Source organism: Bacillus sp. 0102A (genome assembly GCF_036765155.1).
Classification (GTDB): domain Bacteria; phylum Bacillota; class Bacilli; order Bacillales; family Bacillaceae; genus Bacillus; species Bacillus subtilis_G.
The window spans coordinates 201,235-224,896 of the sequence record NZ_JBAIZW010000004.1 but is presented as its reverse complement, the minus strand read 5'-3'; the positions used below and the strand labels follow the sequence as shown (position 1 = coordinate 224,896).

The 23,662-nt window shown below is 43.2% G+C and carries 23 protein-coding genes and 2 pseudogenes; 13 read left to right on the top strand and 12 right to left on the bottom strand.

Annotated elements, in window-relative coordinates; translation table 11 throughout:
* Window positions 1-13 precede the first annotated feature (13 nt).
* Window positions 14-835 (bottom strand): glycosyl transferase family 2, encoded by an 822-nt coding sequence (locus tag V6D41_RS11685; RefSeq protein ID WP_333518311.1) that lies wholly within the window; start codon window positions 833-835, stop codon window positions 14-16.
* Between the two features lie 264 nt (window positions 836-1,099).
* Between V6D41_RS11685 and V6D41_RS11680 the strand changes: the two genes are divergently transcribed.
* From V6D41_RS11680 to V6D41_RS11655, 6 genes and pseudogenes are all read left to right on the top strand, one after another.
* The gene (locus tag V6D41_RS11680; protein WP_333518310.1) at window positions 1,100-3,733 is read left to right on the top strand and encodes an N-acetylglucosaminidase; all 2,634 of its coding nucleotides are present in this window, start codon (window positions 1,100-1,102) and stop codon (window positions 3,731-3,733) included.
* A 171-nt stretch (window positions 3,734-3,904) separates the two neighbouring features.
* Window positions 3,905-4,122: pseudogene (locus tag V6D41_RS11675) on the top strand (transposase); the annotation flags it as partial.
* Window positions 4,123-4,773: 651 nt separating this feature from the next.
* Window positions 4,774-6,000, top strand: coding sequence for a metallophosphoesterase family protein (locus V6D41_RS11670; protein WP_333518309.1), 1,227 nt, complete (start codon window positions 4,774-4,776; stop codon window positions 5,998-6,000).
* A gap of 4 nt (window positions 6,001-6,004) precedes the next feature.
* Complete coding sequence (locus tag V6D41_RS11665; protein WP_333518308.1) at window positions 6,005-8,902, top strand: ATP-binding protein; 2,898 nt, start codon at window positions 6,005-6,007, stop codon at window positions 8,900-8,902.
* A gap of 78 nt (window positions 8,903-8,980) precedes the next feature.
* Entirely contained in the window at window positions 8,981-9,925 is a 945-nt protein-coding gene (gene yhaM / locus V6D41_RS11660; protein ID WP_333518307.1) for a 3'-5' exoribonuclease YhaM, read from the top strand.
* A 124-nt stretch (window positions 9,926-10,049) separates the two neighbouring features.
* Window positions 10,050-10,262, top strand: a complete 213-nt coding sequence (locus V6D41_RS11655) for a sporulation YhaL family protein (protein WP_333518306.1) — start codon at window positions 10,050-10,052, stop codon at window positions 10,260-10,262.
* A gap of 40 nt (window positions 10,263-10,302) precedes the next feature.
* Here V6D41_RS11655 and V6D41_RS11650 read toward each other — a convergent pair whose 3' ends face one another.
* Window positions 10,303-11,166: a peptidylprolyl isomerase gene (locus V6D41_RS11650; protein WP_333518305.1), complete on the bottom strand. Its 864-nt coding sequence runs from the start codon at window positions 11,164-11,166 to the stop codon at window positions 10,303-10,305.
* Window positions 11,167-11,325: 159 nt separating this feature from the next.
* On the opposite strand from V6D41_RS11650, the gene yhzE1 reads away from it, so the two are divergent.
* Together yhzE1 and yhzE2 are read left to right on the top strand one after the other, a co-directional pair.
* The gene (gene yhzE1, locus V6D41_RS11645) at window positions 11,326-11,412 is read left to right on the top strand and encodes a sporulation protein YhzE1 (RefSeq protein WP_003327753.1); all 87 of its coding nucleotides are present in this window, start codon (window positions 11,326-11,328) and stop codon (window positions 11,410-11,412) included.
* Window positions 11,413-11,536: 124 nt separating this feature from the next.
* On the top strand, window positions 11,537-11,623 hold the full coding sequence (gene yhzE2 / locus V6D41_RS11640; RefSeq protein ID WP_032681524.1) for a sporulation protein YhzE2: 87 nt from the start codon (window positions 11,537-11,539) through the stop codon (window positions 11,621-11,623).
* A gap of 341 nt (window positions 11,624-11,964) precedes the next feature.
* On the opposite strand, the gene V6D41_RS11635 is transcribed toward yhzE2, so the two are convergent.
* Window positions 11,965-12,483 (bottom strand): DUF3267 domain-containing protein, encoded by a 519-nt coding sequence (locus V6D41_RS11635; RefSeq protein WP_333518304.1) that lies wholly within the window; start codon window positions 12,481-12,483, stop codon window positions 11,965-11,967.
* Window positions 12,484-12,690: 207 nt separating this feature from the next.
* On the opposite strand from V6D41_RS11635, the gene V6D41_RS11630 reads away from it, so the two are divergent.
* On the top strand, window positions 12,691-13,032 hold the full coding sequence (locus tag V6D41_RS11630; protein WP_333518303.1) for a YhaI family protein: 342 nt from the start codon (window positions 12,691-12,693) through the stop codon (window positions 13,030-13,032).
* Here V6D41_RS11630 and V6D41_RS11625 read toward each other — a convergent pair.
* Window positions 13,029-13,640 carry an HTH-type transcriptional regulator Hpr gene (locus V6D41_RS11625; protein ID WP_148964161.1) on the bottom strand — a complete coding sequence of 204 codons (612 nt, stop codon included), beginning with the start codon at window positions 13,638-13,640 and terminating at the stop codon, window positions 13,029-13,031. The two genes, V6D41_RS11630 and V6D41_RS11625, sit on opposite strands and share 4 nt — an antisense overlap.
* 176 nt (window positions 13,641-13,816) lie before the next feature.
* Complete coding sequence (locus tag V6D41_RS11620; protein WP_148964162.1) at window positions 13,817-14,173, bottom strand: YtxH domain-containing protein; 357 nt, start codon at window positions 14,171-14,173, stop codon at window positions 13,817-13,819.
* Between the two features lie 130 nt (window positions 14,174-14,303).
* Between V6D41_RS11620 and V6D41_RS11615 the strand changes: the two genes are divergently transcribed.
* Entirely contained in the window at window positions 14,304-14,495 is a 192-nt protein-coding gene (locus tag V6D41_RS11615) for a hypothetical protein (protein WP_333518302.1), read from the top strand.
* 73 nt (window positions 14,496-14,568) lie between these two features.
* Here V6D41_RS11615 and trpP read toward each other — a convergent pair whose 3' ends face one another.
* The 3 genes from trpP to V6D41_RS11600 form a co-directional block, all read right to left on the bottom strand.
* Window positions 14,569-15,087, bottom strand: coding sequence for a tryptophan transporter TrpP (gene trpP / locus V6D41_RS11610; RefSeq protein ID WP_087991243.1), 519 nt, complete (start codon window positions 15,085-15,087; stop codon window positions 14,569-14,571).
* 123 nt (window positions 15,088-15,210) lie between these two features.
* Window positions 15,211-16,290 carry a phosphoserine transaminase gene (serC, locus tag V6D41_RS11605; protein ID WP_333518301.1) on the bottom strand — a complete coding sequence of 360 codons (1,080 nt, stop codon included), beginning with the start codon at window positions 16,288-16,290 and terminating at the stop codon, window positions 15,211-15,213.
* 148 nt (window positions 16,291-16,438) lie between these two features.
* Window positions 16,439-16,876 (bottom strand): HIT family protein, encoded by a 438-nt coding sequence (locus V6D41_RS11600; RefSeq protein WP_087991245.1) that lies wholly within the window; start codon window positions 16,874-16,876, stop codon window positions 16,439-16,441.
* Window positions 16,877-17,359: 483 nt separating this feature from the next.
* Here V6D41_RS11600 and ecsA point away from each other — a divergent pair, with 483 nt between their 5' ends.
* Genes ecsA through V6D41_RS11585 form a run of 3 tightly spaced genes read left to right on the top strand, consistent with a single transcriptional unit; the run spans window position 17,360 to window position 20,054 of the window.
* A complete protein-coding gene (gene ecsA, locus V6D41_RS11595; RefSeq protein WP_333518300.1) occupies window positions 17,360-18,103 on the top strand; it encodes an ABC transporter ATP-binding protein EcsA in 744 nt (247 codons plus the stop codon).
* On the top strand, window positions 18,096-19,322 hold the full coding sequence (ecsB, locus tag V6D41_RS11590) for an ABC transporter permease EcsB (RefSeq protein WP_333518299.1): 1,227 nt from the start codon (window positions 18,096-18,098) through the stop codon (window positions 19,320-19,322). Before ecsA ends, ecsB begins: the two co-directional genes overlap by 8 nt.
* A 21-nt stretch (window positions 19,323-19,343) precedes the next feature.
* A complete protein-coding gene (locus tag V6D41_RS11585; protein WP_333518298.1) occupies window positions 19,344-20,054 on the top strand; it encodes an EcsC family protein in 711 nt (236 codons plus the stop codon).
* Between the two features lie 16 nt (window positions 20,055-20,070).
* Here the strand turns inward: V6D41_RS11585 and sndC are convergent, their stop codons facing one another.
* From sndC to hmoB, 4 genes and pseudogenes are all read right to left on the bottom strand, one after another.
* Window positions 20,071-21,261, bottom strand: coding sequence for an N-acetyl amino acid acetylase SndC (sndC, locus tag V6D41_RS11580; RefSeq protein WP_333518297.1), 1,191 nt, complete (start codon window positions 21,259-21,261; stop codon window positions 20,071-20,073).
* Between the two features lie 69 nt (window positions 21,262-21,330).
* A complete protein-coding gene (locus V6D41_RS11575; protein WP_333518296.1) occupies window positions 21,331-22,728 on the bottom strand; it encodes a hypothetical protein in 1,398 nt (465 codons plus the stop codon).
* 68 nt (window positions 22,729-22,796) lie between these two features.
* Window positions 22,797-23,117: pseudogene (locus tag V6D41_RS11570) on the bottom strand (hypothetical protein).
* Window positions 23,118-23,160: 43 nt separating this feature from the next.
* Entirely contained in the window at window positions 23,161-23,661 is a 501-nt protein-coding gene (hmoB, locus tag V6D41_RS11565) for a heme-degrading oxygenase HmoB (RefSeq protein ID WP_333518295.1), read from the bottom strand.
* Between the last annotated feature and the right edge of the window lies 1 nt (window position 23,662).

Genomic DNA, 23,662 nt, shown 5'->3' with positions numbered 1-23,662 from the left:
GCTTCCCCCTTACCTAGTTTGTTAATCTTTTATTTAAAATAGCTAAAGTCTCCTCTTTACCCATAGGATTATGCCCTTTTTCCTCATCATAATAAAAGTGACAATCAATTTTATTTATATAAGGTTTTTGTTTAGTGAGCTCAAACAGCTGATTAAAAAAAGGATGAAAATGCCGGTTAACATCATGTTCGCAGGCTAAATTTTGGTAATAAATGATACTGGGAATATAATTAATTTTTTTGTAAAACTCCGGAATGCTTAACCTATATTTTAAATGCTGTGGAAAATCTTCTAAGTCTCTTTTATTATAAGATGTCTCGAGCATTTTCAAAACATGGCTTTGATAATAGTTACTCACAATTGTTTGTGGGTTATTAACTAATGCGGTAGAGCCTTTAACCATACCACTGAGGAAAAGAGAAGTGTATCCCCCGGCGGAGCTTCCATAAAAAGTGGTTTTTTCCGGCTGTATTTTTATTATTTCAGAAATTTTTACAATAATTTCTGAAATGGTTTCTAAATAAAAATGTTCTTTATCTCCCTGTCCCCAGCCGATATTTATATTTCCTAAATAAAGGGTTGGGTCATTATAAAATATGGTTGAACACGCGATTTCGTCAGCCCATGAATGCCTGTGGAAAACAGGTAGTGAATGTTTTTTTGGATCTATAGCGCCGGAGCCAAGAACTAATAAAGTGTCAGAAGATGATTTTATATTCAGAAAAAACTCAAACTTCACCTGTTTAAACTCTACAATTAATAGGGATTTCTCATCAAAGACTATAGTTTCCTTTGATAAATCTTCTAATGATGTGAATGTTTTTTTGATGTCCATATAGTCCCCTCGGTGTTTATTTTCTTTTAAAGATCATATATATATAATACTATTTTTGTCAAGGTCTGCTAGTTTTTAAACAGTAAATATGAAAATTTATTTTTGAGACCATACGCCATAGCTCTCATTACATTTTTTGAATTGTTCAAAAAAATCATCCGTTGTTCAAAATTTTGATATACTCGTAAATGTCGCTTAAACAAACTATTATATAAGCCGATATGAAAAAATGAGAGATTAATAAAAGAAGAAAGGGGGAGTCTAATGAAAAAAGTATCTTTAAAGTTTACTGTTGCTGTGTTTTTTATCTGCACGTTGAGTTTTGTTTTTGTCAATAAATCATCAGGCTATACAGATACTTCTACATATAAAGTAGAAACGTCCTCTGAGTTTCTTGGACAGGAAGACGCTGAAAAGAATCTGCAAAAGTTGAAGGCAAACACCGGCTGGGATGCAGTATATCAAAAAACAAACGAATATAGGAATATTTACAACATGTATTCCGGTGGATTTCCGACAGAATCAAGTGTTAAAACAGGACTGCAGGAGTTTGAAAATAACACAGGTATAAATGCTGATTACGTGCCAATCGGGACGAAAGATTATTATTATTATGTGTCTAGCGGCGGTTTTCCAGATAAATCTAGGGCGGAATCAGTCGTTCAGTCTTTTACAAAGGAGACCGGAGTTTCTGCAGCTGTTGAACCTATCAATACGACTAAAGATTACTATTATCAGTTAATCAGCGGCGGATTCGTCGGCGAAACTAAAGTAAAGGCTATTTTAAATGATTTTAAGACTAAAACAGGAATTGAAGGTACATATAAACCGATCGGCGATCCTGAAAAGTATCACACTTTGATAAGCGGCGGATTCAACGATGAGTCAAAAGTAAAGAATATTTTAAGTGATTTCCAACAGAAAACCGGAATCAATGGGACATATAAGCCAGTTGGCGATCCCGAAAAATATTATATTCTGACAAGCGGCGGATTTAGCAGTGAGTCTGCCACACAAGCCAATCTTGAGAAATTTGTGACTGAGACAGGCATTAAAGGCCATGTAAAGCCTGTGGGAGATTCTGTCGACTACTACAACATCAGAACCGGCGGTTTTGGGAGCGAATCTCTTGTCAAAAAGTATATTCAGGAGATTAAAGATGCTATCAACTTAACTGCTGAGTATGAACAAGTGCCGAATTCAACTTCATTCAGAATTCTATTCCATGATCTCAATTCTGCAGATCGGGAAAAGGCAGAGCGGCATATGACGGAGAAAAACTGGTGGTTCTCAACAGCGAAAAGTGATAAACAAACGTATGAGCGCTACAAAATCATATCCGATCCCGTGCTTGGAATGACCACTGTAAATAAAGGGTTGGAATTCTTTAAAAAGAATTCATGGTATGTGTCTTATAAAGAAACTGGGGAACAAGCACATACTAAATTTAAGATTTATTCCGATCCGATTCTTGGTGATTCTTTGCTTGCTAAAGGGTTAGATTTCTTCAGAGCTAACAATTGGTACGTTGGTTATCAGGATACTGGTAAAGAGGGTTATACTCGCTTTAAAATATATTCCAATCCGGTACTGGGAATGGATCAGGTAAATAAAGGATTGGAGTTTTTCAAAAAGAATTCATGGTATGCCGGCTATCAAAAGACTGGTGACACCGGATATTCATCATATCGGGTAGTGTCCGATCAGGTCTTAGGTAAGGCTCAAGCCCAAAAAGGACTGGACTTCTTTAAGGATAATGGTTGGTGGGCTACAATCGTTAATACTGAGAAAACTGGTTATTCTAGCTATAGAATTGAAACTGGGATGACTTTGTCGTATGATGAATTGCTTAAAGCACAGGCTTTCTTTAAAGAAAAGGGCTGGTGGAGCAGTTATACTAGCGAAAAACAATATCTTTATAAAATCATAATTGATAATGTTCAGGGATATAACAAAGCTTCTTCAATAGCCAGTCAAATTAAAAAGGACTTTGGATGGAACGTCAACATTGTCAAAATAAAAGACGGTCCTCAAATTATGTATACTGATTATGGCCTGACCTTCAATGATATGCTCAAAAAGCAAATGAGTGTAAATCCACAGACAGACTCGCCGGGTTATGTATCACTTACTTATATTAATACGGCAAATAGTACTGTAACGGCGGACTTCTTAAATGTGAGATCTTCTCCGGAAGTGGCAAGCAACAACATTATTGGGCTTCTTGAAAAAGGTGATAAAGTAAGTGTAATTGGTACAGAAGGAAATTGGGCGAAAATCAACCTTGGTTGGAGAAATGCAAGTGAAGATGAGACCGGGTATTATATCAATCCGAATAATTTTTCGATAGACAGTAAATATTACTTCCAGTATTTAAAACTGTCGCAATATGCAGGTCTATCAGCCAGTGAAATCAATACCAAGATTTTAAATGGTAAGGGAATTCTTGAAGGCAAAGGTGCAGCGTTTGTTGGGGCATCCAAAAAATACAACATCAACGAATTGTATTTGATTTCTCATGCTCTTTTGGAAACAGGAAATGGAACCTCTGAATTAGCCAATGGTGTCACATATAACGGTAAGACTGTTTACAATATGTATGGATATGGTGCATATGATTCCTGTCCGGTATCATGTGGCTCTAAAACAGCCTATGAGCAGGGGTGGGATACTCCTGAAAAGGCAATCATCGGCGGAGCGGAATTGATCGGTAAAAACTACATCCACAGAAGCGGTTTTCAACAGGATACACTGTTTAAAATGAGATGGGCTCCAACAGCGAGTCATCAATATGCAACAGATATCGGTTGGGCTTATAAGCAAGTAAATCGTATGTACAGCTTGTATACACTTCTTGATAATTATACGTTATATTATGACATTCCTAAGTATAAATAAGGAAAGAGATCAGATGCATAAAAGCGTCTGGTCTCTTTTTTTGAAAAAGAAACCCTAGACTAGCCTCGGGTTCCAAAAAGCTTTCAGCGCGTTGTATGAAGAAAAACTCCCCCGGGTGCTAAAATACTATTGGTTCACCAACCAAAATATCAACATACGGAGGAGTTTTTTATGTCAAAAGAAACTAACAGTCTAGCACATACAACATGGAATTGTAAGCATCACCATAGAAGGCAAGTCATTTATGGGAAAATTAAATACTTAGAACCTTATGTGACAGGAAAGGCGCCGAACGAAGCAACAGCATGTAAAAGATTATATCCATATGTTAGTGAGCATACCGCCAAAGATAAGCGTATGCATTTGTGGGATATTTAAAAGAAAAAGCAGTTTAATTGCCGCAGCCACCCGTTATCACGGGTGGTAATTATTTAGGAAAAACCCTTATATGTAAATGATGGAGGAAGAACTATTTTTTTATTCGAGAAGGCGAGGAGGGCCTAATATCTCTGTTTAAACAGTTGTCTAGATGACGTATTCTTCACCTTTTCTCGTTTTCGAACTGTTTTTCATCAATGTTTAGCAGCTTCCTAAACAAACAATTAGGCAGAATGGTTTTCTTAGAATTTTTTTGATGATTTCAGACTGCATTCTCTCTTACACATTTTGAGAGTTTTTTGCATTGTTTTAGCGTTCACTCGCTTTATTTTCATTCAGTAGCTTCAGGATGTTTCTTACTCCGTTCTTTTAAGAATTACTTGTTTTTCGTTTTTTCAACCCTTTCTCTCGATCTCAAAAAAGATATCCCGATTCTTTATTTAGTAACTGTCTTGAACCAATTTTACCTTTCTAGAAATTGAATGCATTTTTTCTTGATATTATGTTTTTCTGTTTTTTCTATAGTTTAGGATCAATATAGATATCTAAGTTTTCTATACAGTCTGTCCACCGGTGATAAACAGTGGTTATTATTTGACAGAACGTGCATTCGCCAGAATTCGGTGCTAAAATAAGGGTACTTCATCCTGGAAAGGAGCAGAATGTTGACTGATCTAACCTTTATTCATGCGGCAGATCTACATCTCGACAGCCCGTTTTACGGGATATCGCATCTGCCGGAACCGATTTTTGCCCGGATCAAAGAAAGCACGTTTGCAAGCGTGAGACATATGATAGATGCCGCAGTGAGAGAAAACGTTGATTTCATTTTGCTGGCGGGGGACCTGTTCGACGAAGCCAATCGAAGTTTAAAGGCCCAGCTCTTTTTAAGAAAGCAGTTTGAAAGACTCAGAGAGTGCGGGATTTCAGTTTATGTGATCTTTGGGAACCACGATCATCTTGGCGGGGAGTGGACGCCGATTGAATGGCCTGAGAATGTCCATATTTTTTCGTCCGCTGTACCTGAAGAAAAATCGTTTTATAAGGAAGGCAGGCGCATGGCAAGCATTTACGGCTTCAGTTATCAGGAGAGAGCCGTGACGGAAAACCAAGCCGTCCGCTATCGGAGGTCGACTGACGCGCCGTTTCATATCGGTATGCTTCACGGCACGCTGTCAGGAGCTGAAGGACACGATCCGTATTGCCCGTTTACACATGATGATCTCGTGAAAAGCGGGATGGATTATTGGGCGCTTGGCCATATTCATAAACGCCAGATTCTTTCTGCCGAGCACCCGGCGGTCATCTATCCGGGAAATACGCAAGCGCGCCATATGAAGGAGATCGGGGACAAAGGCTATTATCTCGTTCGTGTGGCAAACGGAGACATTTCGTATGACTTTCAGAAAGCGCATGATGTCTTGTGGGAAAAAGCGGCAGTTGATGTGACGGAGGCAAAGAATGTGAACGCCCTTTTCCAAATGATTGAGGACGCGTTTTCGAAGCTGCGGATAAAGGGGAGCCCTGTTTGTGTCAGACTCGTGTTGCAAGGGACCGCACCACAATGGCTGCTGGAGGCGCCGAAAGGCACTTTGGATGAGCTTCTTGAAGCGTTTCAGGAGCAAGAGGCGGAGGAAGAACACTTCATTTGGCCGCTCTCATTGGAAGACGAGACAGAACATGAAACAAACCTTACAAGCCTTGATCCTTTTTTTGGCGGTTTATTTACTGACATTGATCGCGGCGATCTGTCAGATGTGCTGGAGGGGCTTGAGCGGCATCCTGTGTATAGAAGGCACGCGGACCGGTTTAGCCAAGAGGAGCTAAAGGAAATAAAAGAGCAGGCACAGATTTTATTGAAAAGACAGCTTAAGGTGCTTGAAACATGAGGCGGTGAAAGCTTTGCGAATTAAATCTTTACATATCTACCAATACGGGAAATTTTCCAATCGGACCTTTCACTTTTCCGCCTCGCCTGTCCAATTAATCTACGGATTAAATGAGGCAGGAAAAACGACGATGATGTCATTTATTGAAAGCATGCTGTTTGGTTTTCCGAAAACGAAAAAATATGAACCGAAAACAGGCGGTGTCTACGGAGGTGTTCTTGAAGCTGAACATCCCGAATATGGGGTGTTGAGGATCGAACGGACGAAAGGGACTGCCGAAAAGCTAAGAGTGTACACAGAAAACGGCGAAGTGAAGCAGGGAGATGTTTTAAAGCAGCTGTTTCAAGGCACGGACAGGGCGCTGTATAAAGCCATTTATTCATTTGATGTATTCGGGCTGCAGGAAATTCACGCCTTTAATCGGGACAAGATTGGGGAATTTCTGCTGTTTTCCAGCTTGTTTGGCGCTGAAGCCGTATCTAAGCTTGATTCACGGTTGACAAAGGAAAGCGAAAGCCTCTATAAACCAAACGGGCGAAATCCTCAATTGAATCAAGAGCTGGAAACGCTTAAGCAGCTGGCAGCGAAGCTAAAACAGGCTGAAGCAGAGGAAGCGGGTTATCATCAGCTTCTTGAAGAAAAAAGAACGCTTGAATCCCGTCTTGCAGCCGCAGATACCGAATTGCAAGAGGCGGCAGGACATATCCGATCGTTTGAGGGAGCGATTGAGCTGAAGCCGCTGCTAAATGAAAAAGCGGCGCTCGAACAGGCGATGGCACAATATCCGGAACAGGCGGGACAATTTCCGGCTGACGGGCTGCACCAGCTGGAAAAATATGAATTTCATCTTCACCCGAAATCCGCACAGGCGGAGGCGCTTCGAGTGAAGATGGCGGAGCTTGACAAACAGGTGCAAAAGCTTAATCCGGATCAAGAAATGTTAGCGAAAGAAACGCTGATACAAGAGCTTTCCGCAGCGTTTCATATGTACCAATCCTGCGGAGAACAGCTCGCCGCCATTCAGGCACAGCTGCGCCAGTCGTCCGCACAGGCAGCGGCAGGGCTGGAACAGCTCAATAAAACGGATGAAAATGAACTCCTGAATATGAACACGTCATATGACTATGAATGGCAACTACAGCAGGCGGTGCAGCAATATGTGCAGGCAAGAGACAGAAAACGGCAGCTTGATGAGACGTTTGAACTTGCCCGGCAAGAGCTGGAAGACGCAGAAAAGGCCGTTCATGCAGCTTCGTCCGTCACTCTTGAAAACAGCGATAGAAAAGATAAAGAATCGGCCCTTAAAGCATATGATGAAGCACAGGGGCAGCATCAAGAGCAAGCGAAGCTGCGAGAACAGCTGAAGTTTTTTGAAAGGCAGCAGGTTAAACAGAAAAAGACTATCATTGCAGCTGGTATGTTGTTCATCGTTCTCTTTCTGCTGCTTCAGCAATGGATTCCAGCCATAAGCATCGGCGCTGCACTTATTGTGTATTGGCTTGCATTAGGTAAAAAAACACCGTCTTCCCGAAACAGCCGGGAGACGAGACAGCCAGTGACGGACATGTCGCCGGCAGAAGCCGAAGCGCTGAGAGAAGCATTATGGGAGGATGACCGCAATAAACAGCATCTCATCACACAGCGGGCAGTGCTCCAGCAAAAAGAGGCGGCTTATGAAAGGGTCATCCAGCAGTTTGAACAGTGGGAAAACGATATGGCCCCGTCCTTTACTCAGGTCGAGCGTTTTATGAAGGAGCTCGGATTCATGGAAGATCCGTCTTTTTTGCTTGATGCATACAGTTTAATGAAGGATGTCAAAAAAGACGTGAAGAAAAAGCATGAGCTGACAATTGAAGCAGGCAGGCTGAAAAAGCGCCGGCGAACATTCGAAGAACGCGTCAGCATGGTTCATCCGGTAGATCAGAGTCAGAATATGTCCATCTCGGACGCCCTTCACACACTTCGGAAAAACGTTGAACGTGAAAAAGAAATCGAGAAACAAAGAAAAGGAATTGAAACAGATATTCATTATACAAAGGAACAGCTGCTGGAGCTGGAACAAGAAATCCAATATTTTGAAGACCGGATCGAACAGTTATTTGCCGCGGCGGCTGCAAAAGACAGAAATGAGTTTTGCGCAATAGCTGAGGTCAGCAGGCAACTGAAGGATACGGAGAACAAGCTCCATCATGTAAACGCGCAGCTTCAAAGCGGACACCCGGTTGAGCTTGAGCTGGCGGATTCCAATACGCTTTCTGAATTGAAAAACAAGCAATTAATTGAGAAGGAAAGAAAAGAGCGGCTGACTGAGGAAGTCCAACAGCTTCGCAGCCAAATCGCATTGCTCTTTGTTAAACAGGAACAGTTAGAGGCTTCGGGGTTGGTATCAGACCTCAAGCTTCAAACCGAAATGCAAAAAGAACGTGTGAAAGACACCGCTAAAAAATGGGCCTCGATCCAAATGATCAAACAAGTGATCAGAAACAAATTGGAGCGGCATAAAAAAGTCGAGCTCCCGCGCCTTCTAGAGACGGCCGGAGAATTCTTCCGCCCGCTGACTGACGGAAGCTACCAAACGATTTATTTTTCCGAAACGGATGATTCCATTATGGTCATGCATTGTGATGGAACGGTCTATCAAGCAGAAGAGCTGTCACAGGGGACGTGTGAGCAGCTGTATACAGCGATCCGATTTGCTCTGGCCGTTACGCGTCAGGATGGGTCAAGGCTTCCATTCCAGCTTGATGACAGCTTTGTTCATTTTGATCAGGAAAGGCTCAAACGTGTATTAGACGTTCTTTATGATTTATGTGAAGGCGGAAGGCAGATTTTGTATTTTACATGTCATGATCATGTAAAGGATGCGTTTAAAAGCAGCCAAATCATTCATTTGGTGTCATAAAAGAGGTTCTATAGCTGTAAAACGGTATGTGATATACTGGTATCATGTAAGATAAGATACGGAGGGAGCTTTAATAGAATGGCTAAAGGGATTATGCTACATGAGGTTGGCGAACAGGTGGACCAATATCTATTGATTAAATCCTTGACGAAAGGGATTGCCAGCAACGGGAAACCATTTTTAACGCTGATGCTGCAAGACCAGTCAGGCGATATTGAAGCGAAGCTGTGGGATGCCAAGCAAAGTGATGAAGTGACCTATGCGCCGCAGACGATTGTGAAGGTCGTGGGGGATGTCCACCATTACCGCGGGCGCACCCAGCTGAAGCTGAGAAATATCAGACCAGTGAGCGAGCATGAAGACGTCAATATTGATGATTTTTTAGAAACCGCGCCCATTCCGAAAAATGAAATGATGGACACCATCACTCAATATATATTTGAAATGAAAAATCCGAATATCCAGCGGATTACAAGGTTTTTAGTCAAAAAACACGAAGCAGAATTTATGGATTATCCGGCGGCTACGAAAAATCACCATGAGTTTGTCTCCGGTTTAGCGTATCATGTTGTTTCTATGCTGAATCTGGCGAAATCCATTGCGGATTTATATCCGTCTCTTGACCGCGATCTGCTTTATGCGGGTGTTATCCTGCATGATCTCGGAAAAGTGAAAGAGCTGTCCGGCCCTGTTTCCACTTCGTATACGGTCGAAGGCAATCTGCTCGGCCATATTTCGATTATGGTCACAGAGCTGTCAAAAGCGGCTGAAGAGCTTCAAATTGATTCTGAAGAGGTGTTAATTCTTCAGCACTTGATTTTGAGTCACCACGGCAAAGCGGAGTGGGGAAGCCCGAAGCCGCCGATGGTGAAAGAAGCGGAAATTCTGCACTATATAGACAACCTGGATGCCAAAATGAATATGATGGACAGAGCGCTTGAGCGCGTGAAGCCGGGCGAGTACACTGAACGTGTATTCGCACTGGAAAACCGTTCCTTTTACAAACCGACTTTTCATAAATAATAAAAAAGGACTGATGCTGAACCATTCAGGTCAGTCCTTTTTTATGCGCTTTTGCCGCTCATAACTCGTCTCATTCCCGCATAGATTTAAGAATAAAGAATCTATGCAAAAGGGGGAGGAGCCCGTGTTATTTTTTCCATGGTGGGTGTATCTTTGTATTGTAGGCATCATTTTCAGTGCATATAAAATTGTGGCGGCAGCCAAAGAGGAAGAAAAAGCAGACCAGTCCTTTATTGAAAAAGAAGGGCAGATATATATGGAGAGGATGGAAAAGGAGAGAGAACGCCGCAATTCCCAACAGCCTGAAGAAGAAAATCAAAACCATTCCATCGCATAAAAAAGCTGTGCAGCTCAATGAGCCTGCACAGCTTTTTTTATTATTTAGAACTAGAAGTGCTGTCGCTTTTTGAAGATGTATTAAATGTGTCTTTGAGATCTTTATCTTTTACTTCGATATCAGCTTTCTTCATGACTTTTTGAACAGCTTCCTGAACGGCTGTGCTGTCATTTAGTTTTTGTTCAAGAACTTCGGATTTCAGTTCTTTTTTCATGTCATCGTATTTGCCGCGTTCTTCTGTCTTTTTGATGATATGATAGCCGTATTGTGATTTGACAGGATCACTGACTTCATCTGTTTTTAATTTAAATGCAGCTTTGCTGAATTCTTCCACCATACCATCTTTTGCGAACCAGCCAAGGTCGCCTCCGTTTGATGCAGTGCTGTCTGTAGAATATTCTTTTGCAAGGTCTTCAAATTTCTCGCCTTTTTTCAGCTTTTTCTCTACTTCTTCAGCTGTCTTTTTATCAGCGACAAGAATGTGGCTTGCGCGGATTTTGTCTTTTAAGCCTTCCCAGTACTCTTTAGTATCAGCATCTGTTACTTTGATTTGATCTTTAGCCGCTTTTTGTGTAAGCAATTCATATTTTACTTGCTCTTTGAGGTAATCTTTTCCATATTGATCTTCGAGGGCAGTATATTGATCGCCAAGTTGTGTTTTGTATTCTTTCAGCTTGTTGTCAATTTCTTTATCTGTCACTTTATATTTCTCGTCCAATACTTTTTCTTGCACTAGCTGTGTCAGGACGCTTGCACCAGCTGTTTTCTTCATGTTTGTGTAAAGCTCGCCTTTCGTTACATCGCCTGCGTCTGTTTTTGCGATGACTTCTTTGTCGCCGCCGCTGCAAGCACTGAGAGCGAGGATGCTTGTCGCGGTAATAGCTGCTATTGCAATTTTTTTCATTGTTTTCAAACACTCCTAATCATTCCAAATTAAATTACCTAAGCGTATCATAACACATTGTGGCTTTCTGTAAAAAGATTTTAAATAAAGGGCATTCGTCTAGTCAAACTTTTGCTGATGGCATACTTATATATTGATCAAGAAAAGGAGGTATGTAACATGAGCGGAGGATACTCTAACGGTTTCGCATTGCTTGTAGTACTGTTCATTTTGCTTATCATCGTAGGTGCAGCTTACATCTACTAAGCAACCCGGGGATCGCTTGCAAGATAAGCGATCCTTTATTTTCACTAGCGCCTAATCGTTTCAATCATGAATTGCATAAGATGTAATTGGAAAATAAAGCTTTTTACAGGAGGTGCTTTTTAAGATGGGTGAAGTATTTGCAGGCGGTTTCGCTTTATTGGTTGTGTTATTTATTTTATTGATTATCATCGGTGCTTCTTGGCTGTGCTAATCAAAATAAAAAGCCTAGCTGCTGAATCAGCAGCTAGGCTTTCTTTCATATTTACACAGTAAAGGAGATCTCCACAAATGAAGAGATCAGTAAAATTAATATAGATACATTGATAAATCGGAATACCTTATCCTGCCGCTCTTCAGGAATCTCTCTGACAAGGCATAGTGTATTGGTGAGCCTGTTTATGAAATATAAAATAAACATGGCAGCCACGATAAAATAGAATAAAATGATGGGAGATTCCCCCTCTCTCTGAACTGTCCCATATTACATTACCAAATATTTATTAAAAAAGATAGAATGCAAATTGAAAAATCGCTACTAGCGACAAGGTTTGGCTACTTTTCAACAAGAATATCCAAGCCGTCTGCTTCCTGGTCAATAAAAGCGGATTTCGGCGCTTGTATCAACTTAAGGGCCAGCAAGAAGTCAGGGAGACAGTAGCCGGCATGAATGCCCGAAATCATGCAGAAATAATGGGCATGATTTGGAAAAGCCAGCGCAGCGTAAAACAATACAGGCGTTATCAGCAAAAACGGGCTTACCAGTGAAATCAGCATAGTCGTTTTTGGTATCCGTTTCCATGCGCGCATACGCAATATGGAAAACTTTTTTTCTGATTTTCTTTTTTTGCAGATGATCGGCAGGACATGGATGACTTTATGTGCAAATAAAATAAAGACGAGCAATCCGCCGAATACAGGTACATATTCATCGCTTAAGCTTGTGCCGGGCCGCAGCAGCTCAAACGCTAAAAAGGTAGATATAAAAACCAAAATCATAAAACATACAGCAATTAATATGATGCGAACGGCGCCATAATCCTTCATGAGATTTATGGTCTTCCAGCAATTCATTAAAGTCATCCTTCCATACATCTTGATTAGAATCTCAAAATAATTTACTCCTCCTAAGAGAAAAAATCAATGCTTTTTTAAGAAAAAATATCATCCGGCAGGTATTTTTTTGAAACAAGCAAACAAACTGCGAAATATGGGGTTAGAACTTTCTTCTCAGTGAATTATCAGCTAAAATAAGATTAAAGATAGAAAGAAGTGGTGTGGATGGATTCGATGGATCATCGCATTGAGCGATTAGAATATTACATACAATTATTAGTGAAAACAGTAGATATGGACAGGTACCCTTTCTATGCGCTTCTCATTGACAAAGGGCTGAGCAGGGAAGAAGGGGAAGAGGTTATGAGGATATGCGATGAATTGTCGGTTGAGCTGACAGCACAAAAAGCGCAAGGATTTGTAACCTTCGATAAGCTCCTTGCGCTTTTTGCCGGACAGCTGAATGAAAAATTAGATGTTCATGAAACCATTTTTTCCTTGTATGAGCAAGGGCTTTATCAAGAGCTGATGGAAGTCTTTATCGGCATCATGAAGCACTTTGATTAACTGTTTACAGGTTCGAGCTCTTCTGCCGGTTCATCCGCAGCACTGTCCTTTGCTTTTTTCTTCAGTTTTCCGTTTGCGCTTTCAAAGTCATTGTCAATATTGGTGAGTGACGTTTCGAAAATTTCCATAAAATCATCGCCGTAAATATGGCGTATCATACACATCAGTTCTGCCACTTCAGGGAATTTTCCGAATAAATGATAAAGTGGCTGTGACCCTTTAAAAACCGCGTTGCGAGTCGGATCGAATTCCTCGAGCAAGCTCCAGAATACTTCATTCCCTTCCTCAGTCAATTGGACGTATGTGTTCCGTTTATCATTCAGGCGTTTGGAGAATCTTAAATATCCTCGCTCTTCCAGCTTTTTTGAAAAGTTGAATGCGGTTGATACGTGCATGACCCCGAATTTCGCGATTTCAGAAATGGAAGCTCCATTCAATTGATACGCAATCCATAAAATATGATGCTCATTAATATTCAGGTCATACGGTTTAAGCCATTGCTGCCAATCCTTCTCGATCGATTTCCAAAGAGCTTTGCTAAGCTGAGCCATTTTCTGGGTGAAGACCAGAGCCTCTTTCACATCATAAGGCGGTTCCACTCGATTCATTACGTCACCTGCTTCTCTTTTTCTTTTTCTCTATTATGCCAATAAAATAAAGATTAATAAAGATGAAAATGTAAGAATTTTTTAATAAATTCACAATCCGTTGCGGTGAGAGGCTTTTTCGGCAAAAAAAATGCGGGTCCAGTTTTAGCCCGCATTTTTTTCCTTTGAATAGGATATTAGTTTTGTAAGGTTTTCTCCAGCTGTTTGATCTTCTCTTCAATATCAGCGATTTCTTTTTGCAGATCCTGCTGGTGAGGTTTGATCTCTTCCTGCCATTTTTTAATTGACGTTTGGAGCTCGCCGCTCACATCTTTAATGACTTCTGTACTTTCTTTGGCCGCTTTGATCAGCTGGTCTTTTAACGCAAGTCCGTCTGATTTTAAGCGTTTGATCGTTTCTTCGAAAGAATCATAATTGGTTTTCATTTTTTCACGCAGCTGCGCTCCTGAGGAAGGTGCAGTCAGAAGAACTGCAGCCCCTCCGATAATGCCGCCTACGAATAGTCCTGTTAGCAGAGAACGTCCGTCCGCCATTACAATCACCCCGTCTTTTTCTTGAAAATAGGATTCATTCAGTATTTTTCGTTTTTTGTTGAAAGCCTGAACTTCTATACATAGCTTGCTTTATTTTAGCATATTTTTTAAGTGAAAAGGAGGGAGAAGGTTGTCTGTCTTTATAATGGTGTTATCCTGCATCACCCTTGCCTTCGCTTCAGGCGCTGTTTACTATATCAGACTCCTCAGCCAGGCTGCTTCTTATCCGCCCAAGAAGGTCATCCGGCAGAAAGCGCTTGTTTGTTCAACCGGAACCGCCTTTACACTATGTCTTATCTTTTTCACAAAACTCTTTGCTTAAAACATGCTGACAGGCTGCGGACTCTCTGTCGAAAAAAACCTCTCCCGGAAGCGGAAGAGGTTTTGGGTGACAATTATTCAGCAGCTTCCATAAAGCTTGAACGTTTTAAAATGGTTTGCACAATCGGATAAATAATAATCATTGCGATTGTGTTCAGTACAGCGGCCGGCAGAACAACAGCCGCGAACAATGCGGCGAAACCGCCAGGCAAACCGACGATCAATAAAGCTGACGATAAAAATACAATGCCCGATAAGATGGTCCCGATCGCTGTCAGAACTGCGGCTGCACCTGTTTTCTGGCTCTTTCTGAACAAAAGGAACAGGATGAAGAACAGAAACGCTGACACGGGTTTATCGATGATGTTAGGAATCTGTCCGGCTGGAAATGCGGTTGTAAGTGCGGAAATGATTCCGGTCACAATCCCAATGACGAGTACATTTTGCACCCGCGGGAACAGAAGGATGCCCATGAACATCATGATCAGCATCATATCTGGTTTCATGCCCCCTAAAAAGGGCGGAATAATGGAATGAAGCGCTGCGCCGATTGCGGCAAACAGAGCCATAATGACTAACTCTTTTGTTTTCATATCTATGCTCTCCTCTGCTAAGCTTTTTGCCCTCCAATAATATGCTCGTCATTTATTGCGAAGGCTTAAAGAATGTGATATGCAAACAGTATACCAAACGAACGGTTTGCATAGCCAGACTTTTTACTCATTTTCCTGCTGGAATTTCTTCATGAACGCAGCTAATTTTTCACAGTCTTCGAGAGACACCGCGTTATAAATAGAAGCACGGCAGCCTCCTACTGAACGGTGTCCGCCAAGGCCGATCATCTTTGCTTCTTTTGCTTCCTGAACGAATGTTTTCGTTAATTCGTCATTACGAAGCGTGAAGGTAACATTCATGCGTGAGCGGCTGTCCTTTCTGGCATGTCCTTTATAGAATCCGCCGCTTTCATCAATGCAGCTGTAGAGCACCTGCGCTTTTTGTTCATTGCGCTGTTCAGCAGCTTCAACACCGCCGTTTTCTTTCAGCCATTCCAGAACAAGGCTCAGCATATAAATCGCAAATGTCGGAGGAGTGTTGTAAAGTGAATCCGCTTTGACATGCGTTGAATATGTCAGGATTTTTGGAACGTTCGCATTTTCATTTTGCAACCACGTTTTTTTCATGATGACAACTGTCACACCGGAAGGGCCGAGGTTCTTTTGGGCGCCTCCGTAAATCACGTCAAATTTGGGCACATCGATTTTTCTGCTTAAAATATCGCTGGACATGTCAGCGACAAGCGGAATAGGGGAATTCGGGAATTCTTGCCACTGTGTGCCGAAAATCGTATTGTTGGACGTGATATGTAAATACGCGCCGTCTTTTACATCTGTAAGGTCAACTTCAGGAATAAAGCTGTAATTGTCTGCCTCGCTTGTCGCTGTCACAGAGGTGTTCCCGAAGAGCTTTGCTTCAGCGAGGGCTTTTTCTGACCAAGCCCCAGTCATTACAAAATGCGCGGTTTTATCAGGTGTTAAAAAGTTCATCGGAAGCATTGAGAATTGAAGGCTTGCCCCACCTTGAAGAAACAAAATATCGTAATCTTCCGGGATGCCCATCAGTTCGATTAAAAGATTTTTCGCTTTTTGGTGCACCGCTTCGTACTCTTTGCTGCGGTGGGAAAGCTCCATAACGGACATGCCGGATTCGTTAAAATCAATAAATTCTTTCTGTGCTTTTTGCAGAACTTCCAATGGCAGCGCTGCAGGACCTGCGTTAAAATTTGTTGTGCGTTCCATCATGATCCTCTCCCTGTTCTCCACGTTAATGTATAAAATAATACAATTATCCTATCACAAAAATGCAGTTTTTTGATAAAAAATTAGAATAATCAAAAGAAATTGACGGATGTTTGCTATAAATGCTCACAAATAAAATAACCCCATCTTATGATGAGGCCAGGCGTTTCGCGATAGAGGAAGAGATGGTCTGCAGATCCTCCGGTTTGTAATCATCAGCATGTGTTTTCCAAACGGCTCCGAATCCGTCTCCTTTTCCGTAGCGCGGGATAATATGCATATGATAATGGAAAACAGATTGTCCTGCTTTTTCGCCGTTATTGTTCAGCGTATTTAAGCCGATCGGTTCAAATTCATCCCGGATGGCGCGGGCGATTTTCGGAACAGCGTGAAAATATTGTTTTGCTAATTCATCCGTAAATTCATACACGTTTTCGATATGCGTTTTCGGAATGACAAGCGTGTGTCCCTTTGTCACTTGGCTTATATCAAGGAAGGCCAGCACGTGTTCATCTTCATACACCTTTGCGGATGGAATGTCACCGGCAATAATTTTACAAAAGATACAATTTTCTGCATTATGCATGAAAGTTCCTCCTTATGAAATTGTTTCGTATGTATACACTCATCGTACCACAGAAATGCTGGAAATAGAAAACAGGATGAACGGCGAGCGTTCACCCTGAATGCAGAGGAAGAGCTTTGTGAAGAAAATGTGATATGCCTTTGGTAAGCACCTCATTTGTCGATAAAATGAAGACTTGTTTAATGCCTAACGATTCCTGCGATAAACACCTCATTTGACAATTTGCTTCATAGAAGAATTCATCAAGTTCAGTGAAGAGAAATGGTTTGAGCATTGGACATGTTTATTTTCTATCCAACTGTATCTAAGACGTCTTTGACAAACACCTCATTTTTCAGTTGATATGCTTTTCCTCTACAACCATTATGATGTCCGGAAACCTGTCTCTTTATGACAGCAAATTCATCATTTGTTAAAAGGGAATTGTTTCAAATCATGCTTTGTTTTTGGTACTATGAAGAAAACAATATAAGGGGAGAAACTATGTCTCTGCTATCGGTAAAGAACTTGACCGGCGGATATACAAGAAATCCGGTTTTGAAAAACGTATCATTCACCCTTGAACCGAATCAAATTGTCGGTTTAATCGGGCTGAACGGTGCGGGTAAAAGTACAACAATCAGACATATCATCGGGCTGATGGACGCGCATAAAGGATCAATCGAATTAAATGGGAAAACCTTTGCTGAGGATCCGGAAGGCTACCGCTCACAATTCACCTATATACCTGAAACACCTGTTTTATATGAAGAGCTGACGCTGATGGAGCATCTGGAGTTAACAGCGATGGCATACGGTATTTCAAAAGAAACGATGGAGAAAAGGCTGCCGCCGCTTTTAAAGGAATTCCGAATGGAAAAGAGGCTGAAGTGGTTCCCGGCTCATTTTTCTAAAGGAATGAAGCAGAAGGTTATGATTATGTGCGCATTTTTGGCAGAGCCCGCGCTCTACATCATTGATGAGCCTTTTCTAGGACTTGATCCGCTTGCGATTAACGCGCTGCTTGAGCGGATGAATGAAGCGAAAAAAAGCGGGGCGAGCGTGCTGATGTCAACGCACATTTTGGCAACCGCGGAGCGCTATTGTGATTCGTTTATTATTTTACATAACGGCGAGGTGCGGGCGCGCGGCACGCTGTCCGAACTCAGAGAGCAGTTTGGAATGAAGGACGCGGCGCTGGACGATTTGTATCTTGAACTCACAAAGGAAGACGCTGGCCATGAATAATATGCTTGATATTTGGCAGTCGCGGCTGCAGGAGCATATCAAAGAAACAAGGACGTATATGAAATATATGCTCAACGATCACCTTGTCATTGTTTTGATCTTTTTTCTCGCGGGCGCTGCAAGCTGGTACAGCAAATGGATACGTGACATTCCCGCTCACTTTCCGTCCTTCTGGGTGATGGCCGTACTGTTTTCGCTCGTGTTGACAAGCTCTTATGTGCGGACGCTGTTGAAAGAGGCTGACCTTGTCTTCTTATTGCCGCTTGAAGCAAAAATGGAGCCTTACTTGAAGCAGGCGTTTGTCTACAGTTATGTGTCTCAGCTGTTTCCGCTGATTGCACTGAGCATTGTTGCAATGCCGCTTTATTTCGCTGTCGCACCGGGGGCTTCGCTCGCATCGTATGCGGCAGTTTTTGCCCAGCTTTTGCTGCTGAAAGCGTGGAATCAGGTGATGGAATGGCGCACGACCTTCCAGAATGACCGAAGCTTGAAACCGATGGATGTGATCATTCGATTTGCGGCGAATACGCTCGTTCTATATTTTGTTTTCCAATCTGTTTATATGTATGCGCTTGTGGTTTATGTCATTATGGCAGGTCTTTATCTCTATATGTCTTCCACAGCAAAACGGAAAACGTTTAAATGGGAGAGCCATATTGAGTCCGAATTGAGACGCAAGCAGCGTTTCTATCGGATTGCCAACCTGTTCACTGATGTGCCGCATTTACGGAAGCAAGCGAAACGCAGGGCGTATCTCGACTTTTTGCTGCGTCTCGTGCCGTTTGAACAGCGCAAAACGTTTGCCTACATGTTCACCCGGGCCTTTTTACGTTCAAGTGATTATTTGGGCATCCTCGTCAGATTGACGGTCATTTTCGCGCTGATCATTATGTATGTGTCGGCAAGCCCGCTCATTGCAGGGGTTTTGACCGTGTTTACCATTTTTATTACGGGCGTTCAGCTTCTGCCGCTGTTCGGCCACTTTGACCATTTGGCGCTTCAAGAGCTTTACCCTGTGAAAACAGAAACGAAGCTGAAAAGTTATTTCTCTTTATTAAAAACGGCACTTAGCGTACAAGCGCTGCTGATGTCTGCTGCTTCTGCCTATGCTGCCGGCTTGACAGGGTTTCTGTACGCGCTGATCGGTTCTGCCGTCCTGATTTTTGTTATTATGCCTTCTTATATGACAACCAGACTGAAAAAACATGGAAAGCTGTGAGCTTAAAAAGGGGTAGGTCAAATGACAGACAACCAGCTGCTGATGCATGAAGCCCTTCAATGGAAAATGCATTTTTTGCGAAAAGATTCCATGTTTGAACGCTTTTCAAAGCGTATGCAAACGAAGGTGAATGAGCGGATTCCGGAAAAAATTCATGCGGCCGTCACCGAAAGTGTGAAAAAAATGGTGGAAGCGACGATGGCCGGCTCCAATATCATCGCCTATAAGAAGGATACAAGCACACTTTCGCTCAGTGAAAAAAACGAACTGGCGAAAAAAACGATTGCTTCTTATCAGAAAGTGGCGGCTGCTGAGGGAGTCGGTACCGGAGCGGGCGGCATTTTTTTAGGGATTGCCGATTTCCCGCTGCTGCTTTCGATTAAGATGAAGTGTTTATTTACCTTATCCTCAATTTATGGCTTTGATGTGAAGGATGCACAAGAAAGAATGTTTTTGCTGCTTGTATTTCAGCTCGCGTTTTCGAGTGATGACTGCCGCAAATCGCTTTTTTGTGTCATCGACAATTGGGAGACGGAGAAAAAGAGTATCGACTGGAGAGTGTTCCAGCAGGAATATCGCGATTATATCGACGTCGTAAAGCTTTTGCAGCTTTTGCCCGGAGTAGGTGCGGCAGTAGGCGGCATTGCCAATTATAAGCTGCTTTCTCAGCTTGGCGAGACGGCAAGACACGTTTTTCATATGAGAATTACAAAGGAAACAGCCGGAGAATAAACACTCCGGCTGTTTTTTATAGTGTATGATAGGTGATCGCGGCACCCGCAAGCACCTTTGCTGCTGTCAGCATTGCTTTTTCATTGATATCGAATTTCGGATGGTGGTGGGGATAGACGCGCTCTGGCTGTTCAGGAGCGGCACCAGTAAAGAAAAAAGTGCCTTTGACGTTTTGTAAGTAGTAAGCAAAATCCTCGCCGCCCATTTGCGGTTCACCGTCAATGACCTGCTGAACGCCCTCCGTGTTCTTTGCGCTTCTGACCAAGTGGCTCGTTTCTGCAGGATGGTTCACAACAGCCGGATAGCCCCGTTCATAGTTGTACTCATAGGACGCGCCGTGCATGCTGCACACTCCTTTTACAACTGCTTCAATTTCTTTCTCCAGAACATTGCGGACACTTTCGTCAAATGAACGCGCTGTGCCGATGAGTGTGGCTTGGTCTGCAATGACATTAAACGGGTTGTCGGCGATAAAAGAGCCTGTCGAAATGACGGCGGAACGAATCGGATTAACTTTGCGGCTGACAATGTGCTGTAAAGAGGAAACGATTTGCGAGCCGATCAGGACGGCGTCTTTTGTATCGTGCGGGTGAGCGCCGTGGCCGCCCTTACCGCGGATTTTTATCGTAAATCGGTCCGCCGCCGCCATCACGGCGCCGGGGCGGCAGAGAATGGTTCCGAGAGGCTCAGTCGCCCAAAGGTGCGTGCCGAATATCACATCTGCATTTTCAAGACAGCCGTCATCAATCATTGGCTTTGCGCCTCCCGGATAATATTCTTCCGCATGCTGATGGATTATCACAAATGTTCCCTTCAGTTCATGTCTGTTTTGGTGAAGGACCTTTGCCACTGCGAGAAGAGCTGCCGTATGGCCGTCATGGCCGCATGCGTGCATGACACCCGGCACTTTGGAGGCGTAAGAAACATCTTTTTCATCTTGAATGGGGAGGGCGTCAAAGTCGGCCCGCAACGCGACTGTTGGGCCGGATTCGCTGCCTTCTATATATGCTAAAACCCCTTTGCCGCCAACATTCGTGCGGATCGGGACGCCTAATGATTCATAATAGGAAGCAATAAATGCGGCGGTTTTTTCTTCTTGAAACGAGAGCTCAGGATACATATGAAAATGGCGCCTGATCTCGACCATTTCTTCAAAACAGCTGTCGAGCTGTTTGTTTATCTCTTTCTGCAGTGTAAATATGGACAAAGCCGCTTCCCCCTTTTTCTATGCTTTTCCATGATTGTATAGAAAAAGTCTGAATATTTCAACTCGATTTCAAACCAACACCATGGCTGCGATGGCTGTCACAGAAAGGCCAATCGCGACGGGAATGAAGTTTTTTCTGGCAAGCTCAAAAGGATCAACTTTACAAATGGCCGCAGCGGGAATCAGCGCCCATGGGACCAGTGTTCCGCCCCCCACCCAGATGGCAGATATTTGGCCGAGTGCGGTCAGAACGGCGGGATCAGTATGAAGAGCGGACGAAAAGAGGTGTGCGATAGAGCCTGCGAGAGAAATTCCTGAAAACCCTGATCCGTCGAGGCCGGTTATCGCTCCAACGGCAGTTAGAGCAACGGCGGCAAGCTCCTTTGACATAGGCATCATGCCGGATAAAGCAATGCCGAGATCATTGACAATGCCTTGGGAGCCTTTAGGAAGTGCAGTGCCCAGTATGCTTTCAAAACCTGAGCCGCCAAGGTAAAAGAAAGCGGCAATCGGGATGACGGGACCGAAAACCTTAAAGCCGAACTGGAACCCATCAATAAAATAACTGGTGATTTTTTCAAGCCCTTTTTGCTTATACACGAGAAAATGGACAGTCAGGAGGATGCAGATGGCAGACCCGCCGATTAACGCGGTTGCATCATTTCCCTGTAGATTAAACAAGAGCATGCAGGCGATATCCCCAAGAAAGACAAGCGGAATCAAAAAAGCCAATATGGACCGCAGGCGTTTTGGCAAATACAGCGAGGTGTCTTGTTCGTCAGAAAGCTTAGGGGAAAAAGAATCTGAAGCTGGACCCAGCTGTTTTTTGCGTTCGCGCTGAATCATGATAAAAGCTGCGGTTGTTGTGGTCACACCCATAATCAGCACAAGGGGAATGCTCGCCGAGACGACATCACCGACAGGAAGGCCTGCCGCATCAGCTGTCAGTTTCGGCGCCGCCTGAATGACAAAGTCCCCTGACAAAGCAAAACCGTGACCGAACAAGTTCATGGCCATGGCTGCTGCAATAGGCGGCAACCCGGCGCGGGCCGCCGCCGGGAGCAGGACGGCGCCGATCAAAGCGACACCCGGAGAAGGCCAGAAGAAGAGAGAAATGGCGAACATCAGGCCGCCAATCAGCCAATAGGCAGTGACAGGGCCTTTCACAAGGTTTGCAAAGGGAGAAATCATTGCTTCATTTATCCCTGTTTTTGTTAACAAATCACTCATCGAAACGATAAAACAAATGATAAAAATCGTGGGCAGCAGTTCGCCGGCCGCGTAAATAAAGCTGTGGAATAAACTGCTGACAGAAGCTGAAAGTGAATGGCTGGTCCAAAGCGATATCATGAAAATGCCGAATAAGGAAATAAAGGTCGTATCTTTCCGCAGCAGCATAAATAGGATAATCGCCCCGATAAAAAACACATACAGAATGTGGACAGACAAAATCCCGACTTCCATCATTGATCACTCCTTCCGCTTCCTACAGATTATTCATAGGCAGGCGGAAGGTGCGGGGACAGAAGGCAGGGTTATGATAGAAGAAGATGAACATTGATCTGTTTGAGCTGCTCAAGCAAATGCTGCTTTAACACTCTATTCGCTTTCTGCTGATGCTCAGGGAAGCATTCAGGAGAAAAAATAACGGCGCCATCAGCCAGCCAGTTTTTTCTGTAGGCGATGATGCTTTCCGATGGTTTTAAAAATGAACAATCCTCGCGCTGCATCTCGTAATCATCAAATCCAAACTGAAAACCGCAGCACGGACAAATTTCATAAGAATGATACCCATGCTTATCATATGCCGGTTCAGTCAGTCCCTTAAACCCGCAGACTGGGCAAGTGTACTTCATTTTGCTTTCCCCCCGATAAAAAAGCTGCCGGAGATGCCGGCAGCTATTCGACAGCGGAATATGTGGTGACATACGAAGGCCGGGAGAAGATCGACGTGGTGTCAATTCCGGCAGACGTGCCGCGTTTTTTGTGGGCTTCTTTGTATGAACCTGACTGCTGCCAGTCTTGAAAGGCTCTTTCCGTTTCCCACAAGGTCAGAATGACGTACGTATCACTGTCAAGCGGGCGGAGCACACGAATTGCTTCAAAACCGGGCTCGTTTTCTACCTTTCCCGCTCTGTTTTTGAATCTGTTTTCAAACAGCGGACGTCCTTCCGGAGTGACGGCAATATTGTTCAAGACGGCAAAACCGGGATTCTTCATCTCGCCGGCTTGGTCAATCGCTTCATAAGCATGGGGTGCCTGAAAAACGGTATCTCCGCTTGTTTCGTGGATCAAAATCGCGTTTTCCTGGCCCTGCATCAAAAGGATATTTTCCGACGGATGCTTCTTTACGAGCGTTTTTAAAAAATCGGCTGTCCCATATGTAATATAAACATTCATA

Coding starts and splice junctions, on each gene's coding strand:
- V6D41_RS11685 (WP_333518311.1), bottom strand. CDS start 835: ATGGACATCAAAAAAACATTCACATCATTAGAAGATTTATCAAAGGAA.
- V6D41_RS11680 (WP_333518310.1), top strand. CDS start 1,100: ATGAAAAAAGTATCTTTAAAGTTTACTGTTGCTGTGTTTTTTATCTGC.
- V6D41_RS11670 (WP_333518309.1), top strand. CDS start 4,774: ATGTTGACTGATCTAACCTTTATTCATGCGGCAGATCTACATCTCGAC.
- yhaM (WP_333518307.1), top strand. CDS start 8,981: ATGGCTAAAGGGATTATGCTACATGAGGTTGGCGAACAGGTGGACCAA.
- V6D41_RS11650 (WP_333518305.1), bottom strand. CDS start 11,166: ATGAAAAAAATTGCAATAGCAGCTATTACCGCGACAAGCATCCTCGCT.
- yhzE1 (WP_003327753.1), top strand. CDS start 11,326: ATGAGCGGAGGATACTCTAACGGTTTCGCATTGCTTGTAGTACTGTTC.
- yhzE2 (WP_032681524.1), top strand. CDS start 11,537: ATGGGTGAAGTATTTGCAGGCGGTTTCGCTTTATTGGTTGTGTTATTT.
- V6D41_RS11635 (WP_333518304.1), bottom strand. CDS start 12,483: ATGAATTGCTGGAAGACCATAAATCTCATGAAGGATTATGGCGCCGTT.
- V6D41_RS11630 (WP_333518303.1), top strand. CDS start 12,691: ATGGATTCGATGGATCATCGCATTGAGCGATTAGAATATTACATACAA.
- V6D41_RS11625 (WP_148964161.1), bottom strand. CDS start 13,640: ATGAATCGAGTGGAACCGCCTTATGATGTGAAAGAGGCTCTGGTCTTC.
- V6D41_RS11620 (WP_148964162.1), bottom strand. CDS start 14,173: ATGGCGGACGGACGTTCTCTGCTAACAGGACTATTCGTAGGCGGCATT.
- trpP (WP_087991243.1), bottom strand. CDS start 15,087: ATGAAAACAAAAGAGTTAGTCATTATGGCTCTGTTTGCCGCAATCGGC.
- serC (WP_333518301.1), bottom strand. CDS start 16,290: ATGGAACGCACAACAAATTTTAACGCAGGTCCTGCAGCGCTGCCATTG.
- V6D41_RS11600 (WP_087991245.1), bottom strand. CDS start 16,876: ATGCATAATGCAGAAAATTGTATCTTTTGTAAAATTATTGCCGGTGAC.
- ecsA (WP_333518300.1), top strand. CDS start 17,360: ATGTCTCTGCTATCGGTAAAGAACTTGACCGGCGGATATACAAGAAAT.
- ecsB (WP_333518299.1), top strand. CDS start 18,096: ATGAATAATATGCTTGATATTTGGCAGTCGCGGCTGCAGGAGCATATC.
- V6D41_RS11585 (WP_333518298.1), top strand. CDS start 19,344: ATGACAGACAACCAGCTGCTGATGCATGAAGCCCTTCAATGGAAAATG.
- V6D41_RS11575 (WP_333518296.1), bottom strand. CDS start 22,728: ATGATGGAAGTCGGGATTTTGTCTGTCCACATTCTGTATGTGTTTTTT.
- hmoB (WP_333518295.1), bottom strand. CDS start 23,661: ATGAATGTTTATATTACATATGGGACAGCCGATTTTTTAAAAACGCTC.